The following is a 14,144-nucleotide window of genomic DNA, read 5'->3' on the forward strand; positions in this document are numbered from 1 at the left end:
TTTAAGTCCCCTAGCTTCTAAAATTCAACAAGAAAATGGCTAAGCAAGACCTTAAATACCTCCGCAATATTGGCATTATGGCGCACATTGACGCCGGTAAAACCACAACTTCGGAGCGCATTCTTTATTATACTGGTAAAACCCACAAAATCGGTGAGGTGCACGAAGGTGCAGCTACGATGGACTGGATGGAGCAGGAGCAGGAGCGGGGTATCACAATTACCTCAGCTGCTACTACAACTTTTTGGAACTACCCTACTGACGAAAAAGGTGATCCTACGTCGGAAACGAAGCAGTATAAGATCAACTTGATCGATACTCCTGGTCACGTAGACTTCACTGTAGAAGTAGAACGTTCATTGCGTGTACTAGATGGTGCAGTAGCCCTTTTCTGTGCTGTATCTGGAGTAGAACCTCAGTCGGAGACTGTATGGCGTCAAGCGGATAAATATAAGGTGCCGCGTATTTGTTTCGTTAACAAAATGGACCGTGCCGGCGCTGACTTTTTCAAAGCTGTTGCTGAGATTAAGGACAAGTTAGGCGCTAATCCAGTACCTCTGCAAATTCCTATTGGAGCTGAAGACACGTTTAAGGGTGTTGTAGACTTGCTCACGGGCAAAGCCATCGTATGGGATGACGCTACCCAAGGGAAGTCATACCATGAGATTCCAGTACCCGAAGATCTAGTGGATACCGTTGCAGAATGGCGTCAGAAATTAGTAGAAAGCGTAGCTGAATATGATGATGCGCTACTCGAAAAGTTCTTCGACGATCCAGACAGTATCACCCGCGAGGAAATGATGGTGGTAATCCGTAAAGCGGTTATCGACATGAAATTCTCTCCGGTAATGTGCGGCTCGGCATTTAAGAACAAAGGTGTTCAATCGATGCTAGACGGTGTAATGGCATATTTGCCTTCACCACTGGATATGCCTCCTATCATTGGTACGAATCCCGATACCAACGAAGAAGAGGTTCGTCAGCCTACTACAGATGCACCTTTCTCAGCATTGGCATTTAAGATTGCTACTGACCCATTTGTAGGACGTTTGTGCTTCTTCCGTTGCTATAGTGGTGTATTGGAGGCAGGTTCTTATGTATTTAATAACCGGACTGAGAAAAAGGAACGTATCTCGCGCTTGATGCAGATGCACTCCAATAAGCAGAACCCAATTGACCGCCTAGAGGCTGGTGACATCGGGGCAGGCGTTGGCTTTAAAGACATCAAAACAGGCGATACACTTACCGATGAGAAGAACAAACTAGTTCTCGAGTCAATGAGTTTCCCTGAACCGGTTATCGGTTATGCTATTGAGCCCAAAACTCAGGCTGACGTTGATAAAATGGGCATGGCTATCGCCAAGTTGGTTGAAGAAGACCCAACCTTGACAGTGCAGACTGACCCAGAAACTGGGCAAACAGTACTTCGTGGTATGGGCGAGCTACACCTTGAAATTATTATCGACCGCATGCGTCGTGAATTTAAGGTAGAGATCAACCAAGGTGCTCCCCAGGTTGCTTATAAAGAGGTACTAACCAAAAAGGTTGAGCACCGTGAAACTTATAAAAAGCAAACGGGTGGTCGCGGTAAATTCGGTGATATCGTTTTCGAACTTGGCCCGAAAGAAACAGAGCCAGAGAAACCTGGGTTTGAGTTTGACAACGCCATCGTAGGTGGTGTTATCCCACGTGAATTTATTGCCCCCATCCAGAAGGGATTTGAGGAAGCCATGAAGAATGGTCCTCTAGCTGGCTTCCCTGTTGAAGGCATGAAAGTACGTTTGTTCCATGGATCTTACCATGATGTTGACTCTGACGCTCTGTCGTTCGAATTAGCTGCACGTGGTGGCTTCCGTGAGGCAGCTCGTCAAGCTGGACCTAAACTTCTCGAGCCAATTATGGCGGTAGAAGTAGTTTGTCCAGATGAGTATACAGGTCCTGTAACTGGCGACTTAAACCGCCGACGTGGCTTGATGAAGGGCATGGATACGAAGGCCGGTGCTCAACTTATCAAAGCTGACGTACCTCTCTCTGAGTTGTTTGGTTATGTAACCGATCTACGTACCATATCTTCAGGTCGTGCTTCCGCTTCGCTCACGTTCTCGCACTACGAGCAAGTGCCTCAGAACTTAGCAGAGGGCATTATCGCTAAAACGAAAGGTAACGCTGTCCGCTAATTGCTTTCAGACTAAGAAAAATGAACCAGAAAATTCGTATTAAACTTAAGTCCTACGACCACAATCTCGTAGACAAGTCGTCCGAAAAAATCGTGAAAGCGGTTAAAGCTACGGGTGCTATTGTAAGCGGTCCAATTCCACTGCCTACCAATAAAGAGAAGTTCACAGTTCTTCGTTCACCCCACGTGAACAAGAAGTCTCGTGAACAATTTCAGCTTTGCACGTATAAGCGCCTCGTAGATATTTACTCGACTTCTTCAAAGACTGTAGATGCTTTGATGAAACTTGAATTACCTAGTGGTGTTGACGTAGAGATCAAAGTCTGATAAGGCCCTAGTTTACAGCTAAAAAGTACCCTCTTGTTTAATTACTTGAGGGTATTTTTTTGTTTCAATTAACAAGATTTTTATTCACTTGAACTGAAAAAGATTTACAATAAAAAATTATTGTATGTATAAGATACCTTTATCATCTATCCAAAAGCTAGCTGCTATGTTTTGCGGGATAATTCTGATTAGTTTTTTTACTATGAGCTTTATGCCATTATTTTCTAAAATTGGTGTATGTGGACTCTTTGCTACTGCTTTGCTTTACCAAAAACTAGGAGTAAAAGAGACCGTATGCGTGAGTAATAAACATGTGTATTTAGTTCTAATAGGAGTGTTCATAATTCATCTAGTTGCTGGTATTAACACAGAAGCAGTACACAGCAAAGCATTTTGGTCTGATATAGCTCTGCAGTTACCTTTCTTACTGATGCCTTTGTCCTTCGCCCTCTTACCAACGTGGCCCAGTAGCTATTTACGCCGTTTATATCTCCTGTTTTTTTGTTTAGTCGTTTTGTCTGCTGCAGCAAGTACAGTTCATTACTTGCAACATACAGTTGAAATTAACAAGCTGTATTCACAATCGCAGATAATGCCTACTGTACCAGACTATATAAGATTTAGCTTAATGGTAACCTTTGCAACTGTAATAGGTACTTTATACAGTAGCTCAAATGGAAGAGCATATGGAATTCGTTTGAGTATGAAGGCAAGTACTGGCTTCTTAGTCTTGTACTTGTACTTGTTAGCTGTGCGTAGTGGTTTAGGTGCCTTTACTATATTAGGGATACTTTCTGTAGGATGGCTAATCATAAAAAAACGCAGGTATAGACAGGGGGCTCTGTTAGGAATACTATTGGTGGTAATGCCTTCGATAAGCTTTCTATATTTCCCGACTTTTCGTAATAAATATTACAATACTGAGTATGATGTAGCTCATGTAAAAACTACAAGTTCTGCAAATAACTTGTCTTTAGTTGGACGTTATTACTCTTATCAAGTTGGTGTACGTTTGGTACAGAAGAACCCATGGTTCGGAGTAGGCAAAGCTGATATGAAAAAGGAAATAGGCCACTTTTATCAACAAGACTACCCTGACATCGATCCTTCGTCTTACTTAATGCCACACAATCAATTTCTTTATTGCTGTGTAGCTTTTGGCGGTATAGGTTTGTTAATCTTTTCATACAGTTTCTATTATCCGCTATTTAGGATGAGGCAACAGGCTTCTTTCTTATTTATAGCACATTACATCATTGTTTCTCTATCTTTTATAGCAGAGTTTACTTTGGATCAGGAAAGCCAAATAGGTATTTTATATACTTTAATTTTTATATTGTTATCATTAGCTAGCTTCATACAGGCCGGACAGGCTGATCCCATACTTAACTGGGGACCCTATATCAGCCATAAGCAAGCAACTGATTAGATATTTGTGTATTATAATATAAAAAATTTTATTTCATTATGAACTGTAATAGTGGGATATTTTAACAAATACTAATAGTTAGCACTTCTCTGTAAGAGATTGTGCTTAGCTTGCGCTATTTGTCACTTTACTCAAGTTCGTCATTGAGCACTCTGCTTACCCATTCGCGAGCCCAACTTGTTGCAGCGATATTTTGCGCGTTCATCATTGTTGGGCTTTTCACGAGTAGTTTCTTCCGTATACTACCTAGTATTGGCATAGCAGGTTTAACATTGACAGCTATTGTATACGCTGCTACTAATCGTCGAGCTGGTCAACCGTCTATGTGGCTCGTGTACTTAGTACTTACTATCGTATTCTTCTTGCACTTAATTAGCGGATTTAACACGCAAGTAGAGAATAAGGATAGTTACTGGCGAGACATACTACTACAGTCTCCTTTCCTGCTATTGCCAACAGCTTTCTGGCTTCTACCATCTATGAAAAGCCAATATTTAAGATATTTATGGACGCTGTTCTTCGGATTAGTAGTAGTGTTTGCGTTAGGTAGTACAATCAATTATTTGCTAAATACTGAATATATAAATGAAATGTATTTGCATTCACAAGTAATGCCTACTGAACCGGATCATATTCGCTTCAGTTTGATGGTTTCGTTAGCTGTTACAGTAGGCTCCATTATGACTGTATACCAAAACTGGACATTAGGATGGAGCCGTTGGTTGATTGTACTTAGTACAGTATTTTTAGCTTTTTATCAACATCTGCTCGCTGTCCGAAGTGGCTTGATAACGTTTTATGCACTAAGTGTAGTAGCTATCGTTTGGTTAGTAAAAGCTAAATACTATCAGGTGATAGTTAAATTAAGTTTTTGTCTGCTTCTGTTACCTATTCTAAGTTTTGTATGCTTCCCAACATTTCGTAACAGATTTCATAACACTCGTGAAGATATCGGACAGGTGAACCGGATACGCTCGGCTGATAACTACTCATTAACAGGTCGAGTGTATTCGTATAGGGTAGCTATGCTTCTTGTGAAAGAAAACATGTGGCTTGGGGTAGGTAACGTAGATATGGAACAAGAATTAGCAAGGAAATACAAGGAAACATTTCCCACTATTAGGACTACATCTTACATAAAGCCACATAACCAATTTATCTACCTCCTTGTAGCCTTCGGAATAGTAGGAGTCGTGCTTTTTACAACCTGCTTTTATTATCCTTTGGTTTGGGCGTGGCCAAGACCTGCCCCATTACTAATAGCACACTACTGTATCATGACGCTGTCATTCTTAGCCGAATACACTTTAGAGACCCAGATAGGACTTACATTCTCATTGATATTTTTGCTACTATCTCTAAACGGTCTATCTAATGAACCCGATCAAGACTATTTTTGGACACCAGTTTAGTGTTTTTGAACAGCCAATTTTAGTGATGTGGTCGAGACCGGGCTTACGACCAGAACCATTTGAATTGAAGCTTCTAAGCTTCTGAAAAAATATTCAAAGCTAGGTTGGGAAAAGACTTGTCTATTCCCTAGCTTTGCACTCCCATTACGAAAACGCTATTTGGGTGTTTTCACTGTGTCTTTCAACAAATTAACAAAACGAATGCCTGGCATCATCGGTAAGAAAATCGGTATGACAAGCCTCTTCACTCCGGACGGGAAGAATATTCCTTGCACGCTTATCGAAGCGGGTCCGTGCGTAGTGACGCAGGTGAAAACGCTCGAAAATGACGGTTATACCGCCGTCCAGCTCGGTTACGGCGAGAAGAAAGCGAAGAATACAACAAAAGCATTGGCTGGTCATTTTGCTAAAGCTGGCACTACTCCTAAAAGGAAACTTATAGAGTTTCGTACGAATGAAGTAGCTAACTACTCAGCTGGTAGCGAAATCAAAGCAGATCTCTTTGAAGAAGGAGAATTTGTTGATGTAGTAGGTACCTCAAAAGGTAAAGGCTTTCAAGGTGTTGTAAAGCGTTACAACTTTGCTGGGGTAGGTGGCCAAACGCACGGCCAACACAACCGTCTGCGTCACCCTGGTTCTATTGGTGCTTGCTCTTGGCCTTCTCGCGTATTCAAAGGAATGCGTATGGCAGGCCGTATGGGAGGTGACCGGGTGAAAGTGCAAAACTTAAAAGTGATGCGCGTAGTAGCTGACAAGAATTTAATTCTCGTTAGCGGCTCTATTCCCGGTGCTAAAAACTCTTACGTAGTACTGGAAAAATAACGCGAGATGGAACTGTCAGTATACAATATTAAAGGGGAGGACACGGGCCGTAAGGTCACGTTGTCAGACGCCATTTTTGGTGTTGAGCCTAACGAACATGTGATGTACCTCGACGTTAAGCAGTACTTGGCTAATCAACGCCAGGGAACGCACAAGTCGAAGCAGCGTAACGAAGTACACGGTACGACGAAGAAGCTTAAGAAACAGAAGGGTACTGGTGGGGCTCGTGCTGGTAGTATGAAATCGCCAGTATTTGTAGGTGGTGGTCGTGTTTTTGGTCCTCAACCTCGTGACTATGGCTTCAAACTAAATAAGAAAACCAAGCGTCTGGCCCGTCTTTCTGCACTAAGCACACTAGCTACCGAAGGAAAAGTAGCTTTAGTAGAAACTATAGCTCTTGACGCACCAAAAACTAAAGAGTTTGCTTCCATTCTGGCTAGCTTGAAACTAAATAACGGCAGAAAAACTTTGCTCGTAACTGGTGAAGCTAATAAGAACGTTATACTATCGGCTCGCAACATTCAAAGGGTAAAAGTTGCCACGCCAGTAGCCCTGAATACGCACGATCTGCTTAATACAGATACATTGCTGTTGTCAGAGGACGGTTTGAAGTCGTTGGAACAACTTTATATTACTGCTGAGTAATGAGCACGCTGAGAAAACCGATTGTGACCGAAAAGGCCACAGCCCTGAACGAAAAAGGCCAATACGCTTTCGAAGTGGAGCGCACTGCCAATAAGGTTCAGATCAAAAAGGATATTGAGCAACTCTATGGTGTAACGGTAACGGGCATTAGCACGATTCGTACCTTAGGCAAGCTCAAGTCGAAGTTCACGAAAGGCGGTGCTGTATCCGGCCGCCGAGCTTCGGTCAAAAAAGCAATTGTAACTGTGAAAGAAGGCGATGTCATCGACTTCTACAACGGCATCTAGGCAGATTAATCTGCTAAAGCGCATTTTAAGGTAAAATGGCACTCAAGAAACTAAGACCAACATCACCGGGTCAACGATTTCGAATCGCACCGGCTTTTGACGAAATTACCACGTCAACGCCGGAAAAATCGTTGTTGGCACCCATGGAAAAATCCGGTGGCCGTAACAATTCGGGCAAGATGTCTAACCGCTATATTGGTGGTGGACACAAGCAAAAGTATCGTGTTATCGATTTTAAACGTGATAAAGCTGGAGTTCCAGCCACGGTGAAAACGATTGAGTATGATCCAAACCGCACTGCTCGTATTGCTCTACTCAATTATGCCGATGGTGAGAAGCGTTATATCATCGCCCCCGCTGGTTTAGAAGTAGGCACTACAGTTGTTTCGGGTCCTGGCGCTGCTCCTGAAGTAGGTAACGCACTTACGTTGCGAGAAATCCCATTAGGTACAATTGTTCACAATATTGAACTGATGCCTGGTGGTGGTGCTTCAATCGCTCGTTCGGCTGGCACTTACGCTCAGCTAGTAGCTCGCGAAGATAAGTATGCTACACTGAAATTGCCTTCTGGTGAAATGCGTATGGTACTCGTTACCTGCATGGCCACTGTTGGTACAGTATCCAATGGCGACCACATGAATGTACGTCTTGGTAAGGCTGGTCGTAATCGCTGGCTAGGTCGTCGCCCACGTGTGCGTGGTGTAGCTATGAACCCAGTAGACCACCCAATGGGTGGCGGTGAAGGTAAATCAAGCGGTGGTCACCCACGTAGCCGCAATGGTATCTTCGCTAAAGGGCAAAAGACCCGTAATAAAAATAAGTATTCTGAGCAGCTCATCGTAAACCGTAAAGGGAAGAAATAAACAATGGCACGTTCGCTAAAAAAAGGGCCGTACATTGACTTCCGGCTCGAGAAGAAAGTTTCGGCAATGGATGATTCCGGTAAAAAATCAGTGGTGAAGACTTGGTCGCGCCGCTCGATGATTTCGCCAGACTTCGTTGGCCACACATTCGCTGTTCATAACGGCAATAAGTTCATTCCAGTATACGTGACCGAAAACATGGTTGGTCACAAGCTCGGAGAGTTTGCACCTACACGCAACTTCCGTGGTCACGTTGCTAAGAAAGATAAAGGCAAGCGCTAAGATGGAAGCTACCGCTAAACTCCGTAACGTACCTACCTCGCCTCGTAAGATGCGCTTGGTAGCCAACCTAGTTCGTGGCCAAAAGGTAACTCGCGCTCTAGGCTTGCTAAAATTCGAAGCCAACTCTGGCGCTGAGAAAATCGAAAAGCTACTTTTGTCGGCTTTGGCCAACTGGCAGCAAAAAAACGAGAACGAGCGCATAGAAGACGCGAACCTCTACATCAAAGAAATCTTTGTTGACGAAGGGCGTCAATTAAAGCGTCTACGTCCTGCTCCACAAGGGCGCGGTCATCGTATTCGTAAGCGTAGCAATCACGTAACGTTGGTAGTCGATTCGAAAGTAGAACCACTGGGTAGTAAGGCTGCTATTCAACAAGCTACAGAAACTAATTCGACCCAGACTAGTGTTACTCGCACTCGTCGTGGTTCTTCCAAGAAAACTACCACTGAAAATACGGCTGAAGCCACCGCATAAGCAACTATGGGACAGAAAGTAAATCCAGTTGGCTTCCGTTTAGGTGTCATCAAAGGATGGGACTCAAACTGGTATGGCGGTAAGGATTTTGCCGACAAACTTGTTGAAGACGAAAAAATCCGCAAGTATATTCTTGCTCGTATTCCGAAAGGCGGCATTTCTCGCATCGTAATTGAGCGCACTCTGAAGCGCATTACAATCACTATCAACACGGCTCGCCCTGGTGTAGTGATCGGCAAGGGCGGTCAAGAAGTGGATAAAATCAAAGACGAGCTTAAGCAGATTACAAGTAAGGACGTACAGATTAACATTTTTGAAATCAAACGTCCTGAACTTGATGCTAAATTGGTGGGTGAAAGCATTGCTCAGCAATTACAAGCTCGTATCTCTTTTCGTCGTGCTATGAAGCAAGCTATCCAGGCTGCTTTACGTGTTGGCGCAGAGGGCATCAAAGTCCAATGTGGTGGTCGTTTAGGCGGCGCTGAGATTGCTCGTTCTGAGCAATATAAAGAAGGCCGGACGCCTCTGCACACATTGCGCGCCGATATCGATTATGCTTTGTCTGAGGCTCAGACAGTATACGGTAAAATCGGTATCAAAGTGTGGATCATGCGTGGCGAGATTTTTGGTAAGCCGGACTTATCTCCGAACCAACAACCAGCTAATCAAGCTGGTGAGAACCGTAACGACCGTAATGACCGTGGCCCTCGTGGTGAGCGGGGCGACCGTGGTGGTGATAGAGGACCACGTCGCGACCGTAATGATCGTGGTGGCGAAGGTCGCAATGATCGTGGTGGTGATAACCGCAATGGTCAAGGTGGCCAAGGTGGTCAGCGTCGTGGTGGCGCAGGTGGACAAAATCGTGGTCCACGTCGTTAACCCTTTTCTCTTCTCGAATTTATATTTTCGATAACTCATGTTACAACCGAAAAGGACCAAGTATCGGAAGATGCAAAAGGGTCGCGTGACAGGCTTGGCCTACCGCGGCAGCTCCATTGACTTCGGTTCATTTGCTATCAAGTCACTGGAAACTGCGTGGATCACGGCTCGTCAAATTGAGGCTGCCCGTATCGCAATGACCCGTGCTATGAAGCGTGAAGGTCAAGTTTGGATCCGAATCTTCCCAGATAAACCAATTACCAAGAAGCCTGCTGAAGTGCGTATGGGTAAAGGCAAAGGCTCACCCGAATATTGGGTAGCTATTGTACATCCCGGTACCATCATGTTTGAATCTGATGGTGTATCGTTAGAAGTTGCACAGGAGTCATTGCGTCTTGCGGCGCAGAAATTGCCCGTAAAGACGAAATTTGTTGTTCGTCGCGACTACGTAGAAAGTTAGGAAGATGAAAAACACTGATATCCGCAACCTCTCAGTAGAGGAATTGAAAAGTCAGATTAAGACTGAACAAACTAATGGACAATCGTTGCGTTTTGCGCACGCTATTTCGCCATTAGAAAATCCGATTCGCCTGAAGCAAAACCGCAAAAACGTAGCCCGTCTGAAGACTGAGCTTACCCGTCGCGAAAAAGAGCAGGCTAATCAAACTGCTAAATAAAACGATGGCAAGCAACGAAGAACAGCAGGCTGTGGGCGCAATAGAGCGCAACCTGCGAAAAGAAATTATCGGGCGCGTCGCTAGCTCCAAAATGGATAAGTCTATTACGGTGGTAGTTGAGCAAAAGCAAAAGCACCCGATCTATGGCAAATTTGTGAGCAAGACGACTAAGTTTATGGCTCATGATGAAAACAACGATTGTGGCGAAGGTGATACGGTTCGCATTATGTCAACCCGTCCTCTTAGCAAAAACAAGCGTTGGAGATTGGTAGAAATTGTAGAGCGCGCTAAGTAAGATGATCCAGCAAGAATCCCGTCTGACAGTCGCTGATAATAGCGGCGCTAAAGAAGTGCTCTGCATCCGTGTTTTAGGTGGTACAGGTAAAAAATACGCTAGTGTAGGAGATAAAATCGTTGTTTCGATTAAGTCTGCTATACCCTCTGGCAACGCAAAGAAGGGTACTGTTTCAAAAGCAGTAGTCGTTCGTACGAAGAAAGAGGTACGCCGTAAAGATGGTTCTTACATTCGTTTTGACGACAATGCAGCTGTATTGCTCAATAACAATGATGAACCACGCGGTACGCGTATTTTTGGACCAGTAGCTCGTGAGTTGCGTGAGCGTCAGTTTATGAAGATTGTTTCATTGGCCCCTGAGGTTCTGTAAGCATAGTAGCAAATGGCAACGAAAGCAAAAGAGCAAAAGCCCGCGAAACTTCACGTAAAGACTGGCGACACTGTGACAGTGATTGCCGGTGATGAGAAAGGTAAAACTGGCGTTATTAAGTCAGTAAATCGCTCAACACAACGTGTAATCGTGGAAGGCCTGAACTTGGTTACTAAGCACAACAAACCTAGTGCGAAGAATCCCCAAGGTGGCATCACTAAGATCGAAGCGGGTATTCACGTAAGTAACGTGAAGCGCTTGGAATCGACCAACGCCTAACCTGTTCACGACAATGGCTAGACTTAAAGAAATATATCAAAAGGATGTTGTACCTGCGCTCCAGGAAAAATTCCAGTTTAAGAGCATAATGCAGGTACCACGCATCACAAAGATCTGTATCAACCGTGGGATCGGTTCAGCTGTCGCTGATAAGAAACTAGTTGATAATGGTGTGGATGAGTTAACAACCATCACTGGTCAGAAAGCTGTACCAACCATCGCTAAACGTTCTGTTTCAAATTTCAAATTACGTGAGGGTATGCCAATCGGCGCCCGTGTCACTTTGAGAGGTGAGCGTATGTATGAGTTTATGGACCGTTTACTCACAGTTGCTCTTCCCCGAGTGCGTGACTTTAAAGGCATCAATGATAAGGGCTTTGATGGCCGTGGTAATTATACCCTAGGCATAAAAGAGCAGATCATTTTCCCTGAAATATCGATTGACAAAATCAAGTCGATTTCAGGCATGGATATTACCTTTGTAACAACCGCCGAGAATGACGAGCAGAGCTATGAGCTCCTAAAAGCTTTCGGTATGCCGTTCACCAACGCCAAGAAACAAAACAATGGCTAAGGAATCTGTTAAAGCAAGAGAAAGAAAGCGAATTGCTACAGTAGCCAGGTATGCTGAGAAGCGTAAAGCCCTGAAAGCTGCTGGTGATTACGAAGGTCTCGACAAGCTCCCGCGTAATGCTTCTCCAGTACGCATTCACAATCGTGACAAGATAAATGGCCGCCCTCGTGGCTATATGCGTAAGTTCGGTATTAGCCGTGTCACCTTCCGCGAAATGGCTCTAGCTGGTAAAATTCCTGGCGTGACGAAGGCTAGCTGGTAATATTTATCAGTTGCTATTTTTTTCAAAATAGCAAACAGTATTTGGCAGGTTGCCGAAAGAAACCATTGGACGGAACTGAAACCGCGCCAAGTAGTCTTAACCGAAAATTTCGTCGCTGTTAATTATAGCGACGAAATTTTTCTTATCTTTGCGCTCCCGAAAAAGGAGTGTCTTGCTCAATATCAAATGAATACAGATCCAATTGCCGATTACCTTACCCGATTGCGTAATGCGCTTAAAGCAAATCATCGGGTGGTAGAAATTCCGGCTAGCAACATCAAAAAAGAGATAACAAAGGTGCTTTACCATAAAGGGTATATCCAGAGTTACCGTTTTGATGACACTTCGGTTCAAGGCACTATCAAAATTGCTTTGAAGTATAATCCTGCTACAAAGCAGCCTGCTATTACGAAACTTGAGCGTGTAAGTACGCCTGGTTTACGTAAGTACGCCCACGTAGAGAACCTTCCTCGCGTGCTAAGCGGTCTGGGTATTGCAATTCTATCTACGTCGAAAGGCGTGATGACAGAAAAAGAGGCGAAAACTGAAAATGTAGGCGGCGAAGTGCTGTGCTATATTTACTAAGAAAGAAACGCACTATGTCACGCATTGGTAAATTGCCAATTAACCTGCCCACTAATGTGCAGGTCGAAGTAAATAACGAGAACGCGGTAACTGTAAAGGGCCCCAAGGGCACTTTAACTACACCGGTCGATCGGGATATCACGGTAGAGAGAGTCGATGGTCAACTGGTTGTTACTCGTCCAACTGAGCAGAAGCGTCATAAGGCAATGCACGGTTTGTATCGTTCACTCATCAACAATATGGTCGTTGGTGTAAGCAATGGATACAGTGAGCAACTTGAACTTGTTGGTGTAGGTTACAAAGCTACTGTTGTTAGCAACACATTAGAATTGTCGCTTGGTTACTCCCACAATATATTTCTTTCGTTACCAAAAGAGGTAACAGCTACTGCCGTAACGGAAAAGGGTAAAAACCCAATCGTTACGCTGACTAGTATCGACAAGCAATTGTTAGGACAAGTAGCTGCTAAAATTCGCTCGTTGCGTAAAGTAGAGCCCTACAAAGGAAAAGGTGTACGCTTCGTTGGCGAGCAAATTCGTCGTAAGGCTGGTAAAACAGCTTCGAAATAATATTGTATCATCATGGCTTTCGATAAAGCAACAAGAAGAAAACGGATCCAGCGCATCATCCGCACTAAGGTTGCTGGCACGTCCGAGCGCCCACGTTTGGCAGTATTTCGCAGCAATACGGGCATTTATGCTCAGATTATTGATGATACTGTTGGCCATACATTGGCGTCTGCTTCCTCAAAGCACGTTTCGGTGGAAGGGGGTAACGGAGTCACCCTCGCTGCCGCAGTAGGCAGAGAACTTGCCTCGCGTGCTCAAGCAAAAGGCATTTCGAAAGTGGTATTTGACCGTTCTGGTTATCTCTACCACGGCCGCGTAAAATCATTAGCTGAAGGAGCCCGTGAAGGCGGCCTCAATTTCTAAGAATATGTCGCAAGATAATAGAGATAACCGTGGTGGTCAGAATCGTGACCGTAACGGAAACCGTGAGCAACAAGCTCCACGTGCTGGCGATACTGACCTAAAAGAAAAGGTTGTTGCTATCAACCGTGTTGCCAAAGTAGTAAAAGGCGGACGTCGCTTTAGCTTCTCAGCTATTGTGGTAGTTGGTGACGGAAACGGCACTGTAGGTTACGGGTTAGGTAAAGCGAACGAAGTAACTGATGCTATTGCAAAAGGTATCGATGATGCCAAAAAGAACCTTGTAAAGGTTCCTCTTTACAAGCATACGGTTCCTCACGTGATGGAAGGCAAATACTCCGGAGGCTACGTACTTGTACAGCCAGCGGCGGCTGGCACTGGTGTTATTGCTGGAGGTGCTATGCGTGCTGTTTTTGAGAGTGCTGGTATCAAAGATGTACTAGCAAAATCGAAAGGCTCTTCAAACCCACACAATGTGGTTAAAGCTACTTTTGATGCTCTCAATAAGATGCGTGATCCAATGCAGATAGCGCAACAGCGTGGCATTTCTTTACAGCAAGTTTTCCACGGTTAAGC

At 44.3% G+C, this 14,144-nt stretch carries 22 protein-coding genes; all 22 read left to right on the plus strand.

The window, feature by feature from the left end; translation table 11 throughout:
• Positions 1-35: 35 nt before the first annotated feature.
• The 22 genes from fusA to rpsE all read left to right on the plus strand — a co-directional run bounded on the left by fusA (position 36) and on the right by rpsE (position 14,142).
• Positions 36-2,177 (plus strand): elongation factor G, encoded by a 2,142-nt coding sequence (gene fusA / locus BXP70_RS03955; RefSeq protein WP_086592734.1) that lies wholly within the window; start codon positions 36-38, stop codon positions 2,175-2,177.
• A 20-nt stretch (positions 2,178-2,197) separates the two neighbouring features.
• On the plus strand, positions 2,198-2,503 hold the full coding sequence (gene rpsJ, locus BXP70_RS03960; RefSeq protein ID WP_044515480.1) for a 30S ribosomal protein S10: 306 nt from the start codon (positions 2,198-2,200) through the stop codon (positions 2,501-2,503).
• A gap of 211 nt (positions 2,504-2,714) precedes the next feature.
• On the plus strand, positions 2,715-3,932 hold the full coding sequence (locus tag BXP70_RS03965; protein WP_179197576.1) for an O-antigen ligase family protein: 1,218 nt from the start codon (positions 2,715-2,717) through the stop codon (positions 3,930-3,932).
• A 479-nt stretch (positions 3,933-4,411) separates the two neighbouring features.
• On the plus strand, positions 4,412-5,344 hold the full coding sequence (locus BXP70_RS03970) for an O-antigen ligase family protein (RefSeq protein WP_179197577.1): 933 nt from the start codon (positions 4,412-4,414) through the stop codon (positions 5,342-5,344).
• 201 nt (positions 5,345-5,545) lie between these two features.
• Positions 5,546-6,166 carry a 50S ribosomal protein L3 gene (rplC, locus tag BXP70_RS03975; protein WP_086592737.1) on the plus strand — a complete coding sequence of 207 codons (621 nt, stop codon included), beginning with the start codon at positions 5,546-5,548 and terminating at the stop codon, positions 6,164-6,166.
• A gap of 6 nt (positions 6,167-6,172) precedes the next feature.
• A complete protein-coding gene (rplD, locus tag BXP70_RS03980) occupies positions 6,173-6,811 on the plus strand; it encodes a 50S ribosomal protein L4 (protein ID WP_086592738.1) in 639 nt (212 codons plus the stop codon).
• Positions 6,811-7,098, plus strand: coding sequence for a 50S ribosomal protein L23 (rplW, locus tag BXP70_RS03985; protein WP_086592739.1), 288 nt, complete (start codon positions 6,811-6,813; stop codon positions 7,096-7,098). Before rplD ends, rplW begins: the two co-directional genes overlap by 1 nt.
• Before the next feature lie 35 nt (positions 7,099-7,133).
• A complete protein-coding gene (gene rplB / locus BXP70_RS03990; protein ID WP_086592740.1) occupies positions 7,134-7,961 on the plus strand; it encodes a 50S ribosomal protein L2 in 828 nt (275 codons plus the stop codon).
• A gap of 3 nt (positions 7,962-7,964) precedes the next feature.
• Positions 7,965-8,243 carry a 30S ribosomal protein S19 gene (gene rpsS, locus BXP70_RS03995; RefSeq protein ID WP_086592741.1) on the plus strand — a complete coding sequence of 93 codons (279 nt, stop codon included), beginning with the start codon at positions 7,965-7,967 and terminating at the stop codon, positions 8,241-8,243.
• A gap of 1 nt (position 8,244) precedes the next feature.
• Positions 8,245-8,718: a 50S ribosomal protein L22 gene (rplV, locus tag BXP70_RS04000; RefSeq protein WP_086592742.1), complete on the plus strand. Its 474-nt coding sequence runs from the start codon at positions 8,245-8,247 to the stop codon at positions 8,716-8,718.
• Positions 8,719-8,724: 6 nt separating this feature from the next.
• On the plus strand, positions 8,725-9,597 hold the full coding sequence (gene rpsC, locus BXP70_RS04005) for a 30S ribosomal protein S3 (RefSeq protein WP_086592743.1): 873 nt from the start codon (positions 8,725-8,727) through the stop codon (positions 9,595-9,597).
• 37 nt (positions 9,598-9,634) lie between these two features.
• Entirely contained in the window at positions 9,635-10,057 is a 423-nt protein-coding gene (gene rplP, locus BXP70_RS04010) for a 50S ribosomal protein L16 (protein WP_086592744.1), read from the plus strand.
• 4 nt (positions 10,058-10,061) lie between these two features.
• Positions 10,062-10,274: a 50S ribosomal protein L29 gene (gene rpmC, locus BXP70_RS04015; RefSeq protein WP_086592745.1), complete on the plus strand. Its 213-nt coding sequence runs from the start codon at positions 10,062-10,064 to the stop codon at positions 10,272-10,274.
• A 4-nt stretch (positions 10,275-10,278) separates the two neighbouring features.
• The gene (rpsQ, locus tag BXP70_RS04020; protein WP_179197578.1) at positions 10,279-10,569 is read left to right on the plus strand and encodes a 30S ribosomal protein S17; all 291 of its coding nucleotides are present in this window, start codon (positions 10,279-10,281) and stop codon (positions 10,567-10,569) included.
• A gap of 1 nt (position 10,570) precedes the next feature.
• Entirely contained in the window at positions 10,571-10,939 is a 369-nt protein-coding gene (gene rplN / locus BXP70_RS04025; protein ID WP_073107059.1) for a 50S ribosomal protein L14, read from the plus strand.
• Between the two features lie 12 nt (positions 10,940-10,951).
• Positions 10,952-11,218, plus strand: coding sequence for a 50S ribosomal protein L24 (rplX, locus tag BXP70_RS04030; protein ID WP_086592746.1), 267 nt, complete (start codon positions 10,952-10,954; stop codon positions 11,216-11,218).
• 13 nt (positions 11,219-11,231) lie between these two features.
• Positions 11,232-11,792 (plus strand): 50S ribosomal protein L5, encoded by a 561-nt coding sequence (rplE, locus tag BXP70_RS04035; protein ID WP_086592747.1) that lies wholly within the window; start codon positions 11,232-11,234, stop codon positions 11,790-11,792.
• Positions 11,785-12,054, plus strand: coding sequence for a 30S ribosomal protein S14 (rpsN, locus tag BXP70_RS04040; protein WP_086592748.1), 270 nt, complete (start codon positions 11,785-11,787; stop codon positions 12,052-12,054). The genes rplE and rpsN overlap by 8 nt, the downstream gene beginning before the upstream one ends.
• Before the next feature lie 186 nt (positions 12,055-12,240).
• On the plus strand, positions 12,241-12,639 hold the full coding sequence (gene rpsH / locus BXP70_RS04045) for a 30S ribosomal protein S8 (RefSeq protein WP_086592749.1): 399 nt from the start codon (positions 12,241-12,243) through the stop codon (positions 12,637-12,639).
• A gap of 14 nt (positions 12,640-12,653) precedes the next feature.
• Positions 12,654-13,208 carry a 50S ribosomal protein L6 gene (gene rplF, locus BXP70_RS04050; RefSeq protein ID WP_086592750.1) on the plus strand — a complete coding sequence of 185 codons (555 nt, stop codon included), beginning with the start codon at positions 12,654-12,656 and terminating at the stop codon, positions 13,206-13,208.
• A 12-nt stretch (positions 13,209-13,220) separates the two neighbouring features.
• Complete coding sequence (rplR, locus tag BXP70_RS04055) at positions 13,221-13,571, plus strand: 50S ribosomal protein L18 (protein WP_086592751.1); 351 nt, start codon at positions 13,221-13,223, stop codon at positions 13,569-13,571.
• A gap of 4 nt (positions 13,572-13,575) precedes the next feature.
• A complete protein-coding gene (gene rpsE, locus BXP70_RS04060) occupies positions 13,576-14,142 on the plus strand; it encodes a 30S ribosomal protein S5 (RefSeq protein WP_086592752.1) in 567 nt (188 codons plus the stop codon).
• Positions 14,143-14,144: the final 2 nt, after the last annotated feature.

Origin of the sequence: Hymenobacter crusticola, from assembly GCF_002154225.1 — a bacterium.
Lineage (GTDB): Bacteria > Bacteroidota > Bacteroidia > Cytophagales > Hymenobacteraceae > Hymenobacter > Hymenobacter crusticola.

Bases quoted from the DNA above. Each gene is read 5' to 3' on its own strand.
- rpsQ (WP_179197578.1), top strand. From the start codon at position 10,279: ATGGCAAGCAACGAAGAACAGCAGGCTGTGGGCGCAATAGAGCGCAAC.
- rpsC (WP_086592743.1), top strand. From the start codon at position 8,725: ATGGGACAGAAAGTAAATCCAGTTGGCTTCCGTTTAGGTGTCATCAAA.
- rpsS (WP_086592741.1), top strand. From the start codon at position 7,965: ATGGCACGTTCGCTAAAAAAAGGGCCGTACATTGACTTCCGGCTCGAG.
- rpsH (WP_086592749.1), top strand. From the start codon at position 12,241: ATGAATACAGATCCAATTGCCGATTACCTTACCCGATTGCGTAATGCG.
- rpmC (WP_086592745.1), top strand. From the start codon at position 10,062: ATGAAAAACACTGATATCCGCAACCTCTCAGTAGAGGAATTGAAAAGT.
- BXP70_RS03970 (WP_179197577.1), top strand. From the start codon at position 4,412: ATGAAAAGCCAATATTTAAGATATTTATGGACGCTGTTCTTCGGATTA.
- rplC (WP_086592737.1), top strand. From the start codon at position 5,546: ATGCCTGGCATCATCGGTAAGAAAATCGGTATGACAAGCCTCTTCACT.
- rplE (WP_086592747.1), top strand. From the start codon at position 11,232: ATGGCTAGACTTAAAGAAATATATCAAAAGGATGTTGTACCTGCGCTC.
- rplN (WP_073107059.1), top strand. From the start codon at position 10,571: ATGATCCAGCAAGAATCCCGTCTGACAGTCGCTGATAATAGCGGCGCT.
- rplB (WP_086592740.1), top strand. From the start codon at position 7,134: ATGGCACTCAAGAAACTAAGACCAACATCACCGGGTCAACGATTTCGA.
- rplD (WP_086592738.1), top strand. From the start codon at position 6,173: ATGGAACTGTCAGTATACAATATTAAAGGGGAGGACACGGGCCGTAAG.
- BXP70_RS03965 (WP_179197576.1), top strand. From the start codon at position 2,715: ATGCCATTATTTTCTAAAATTGGTGTATGTGGACTCTTTGCTACTGCT.
- rplV (WP_086592742.1), top strand. From the start codon at position 8,245: ATGGAAGCTACCGCTAAACTCCGTAACGTACCTACCTCGCCTCGTAAG.
- rpsJ (WP_044515480.1), top strand. From the start codon at position 2,198: ATGAACCAGAAAATTCGTATTAAACTTAAGTCCTACGACCACAATCTC.
- rpsN (WP_086592748.1), top strand. From the start codon at position 11,785: ATGGCTAAGGAATCTGTTAAAGCAAGAGAAAGAAAGCGAATTGCTACA.
- rplR (WP_086592751.1), top strand. From the start codon at position 13,221: ATGGCTTTCGATAAAGCAACAAGAAGAAAACGGATCCAGCGCATCATC.
- rplF (WP_086592750.1), top strand. From the start codon at position 12,654: ATGTCACGCATTGGTAAATTGCCAATTAACCTGCCCACTAATGTGCAG.
- rplW (WP_086592739.1), top strand. From the start codon at position 6,811: ATGAGCACGCTGAGAAAACCGATTGTGACCGAAAAGGCCACAGCCCTG.
- rpsE (WP_086592752.1), top strand. From the start codon at position 13,576: ATGTCGCAAGATAATAGAGATAACCGTGGTGGTCAGAATCGTGACCGT.
- rplP (WP_086592744.1), top strand. From the start codon at position 9,635: ATGTTACAACCGAAAAGGACCAAGTATCGGAAGATGCAAAAGGGTCGC.
- fusA (WP_086592734.1), top strand. From the start codon at position 36: ATGGCTAAGCAAGACCTTAAATACCTCCGCAATATTGGCATTATGGCG.
- rplX (WP_086592746.1), top strand. From the start codon at position 10,952: ATGGCAACGAAAGCAAAAGAGCAAAAGCCCGCGAAACTTCACGTAAAG.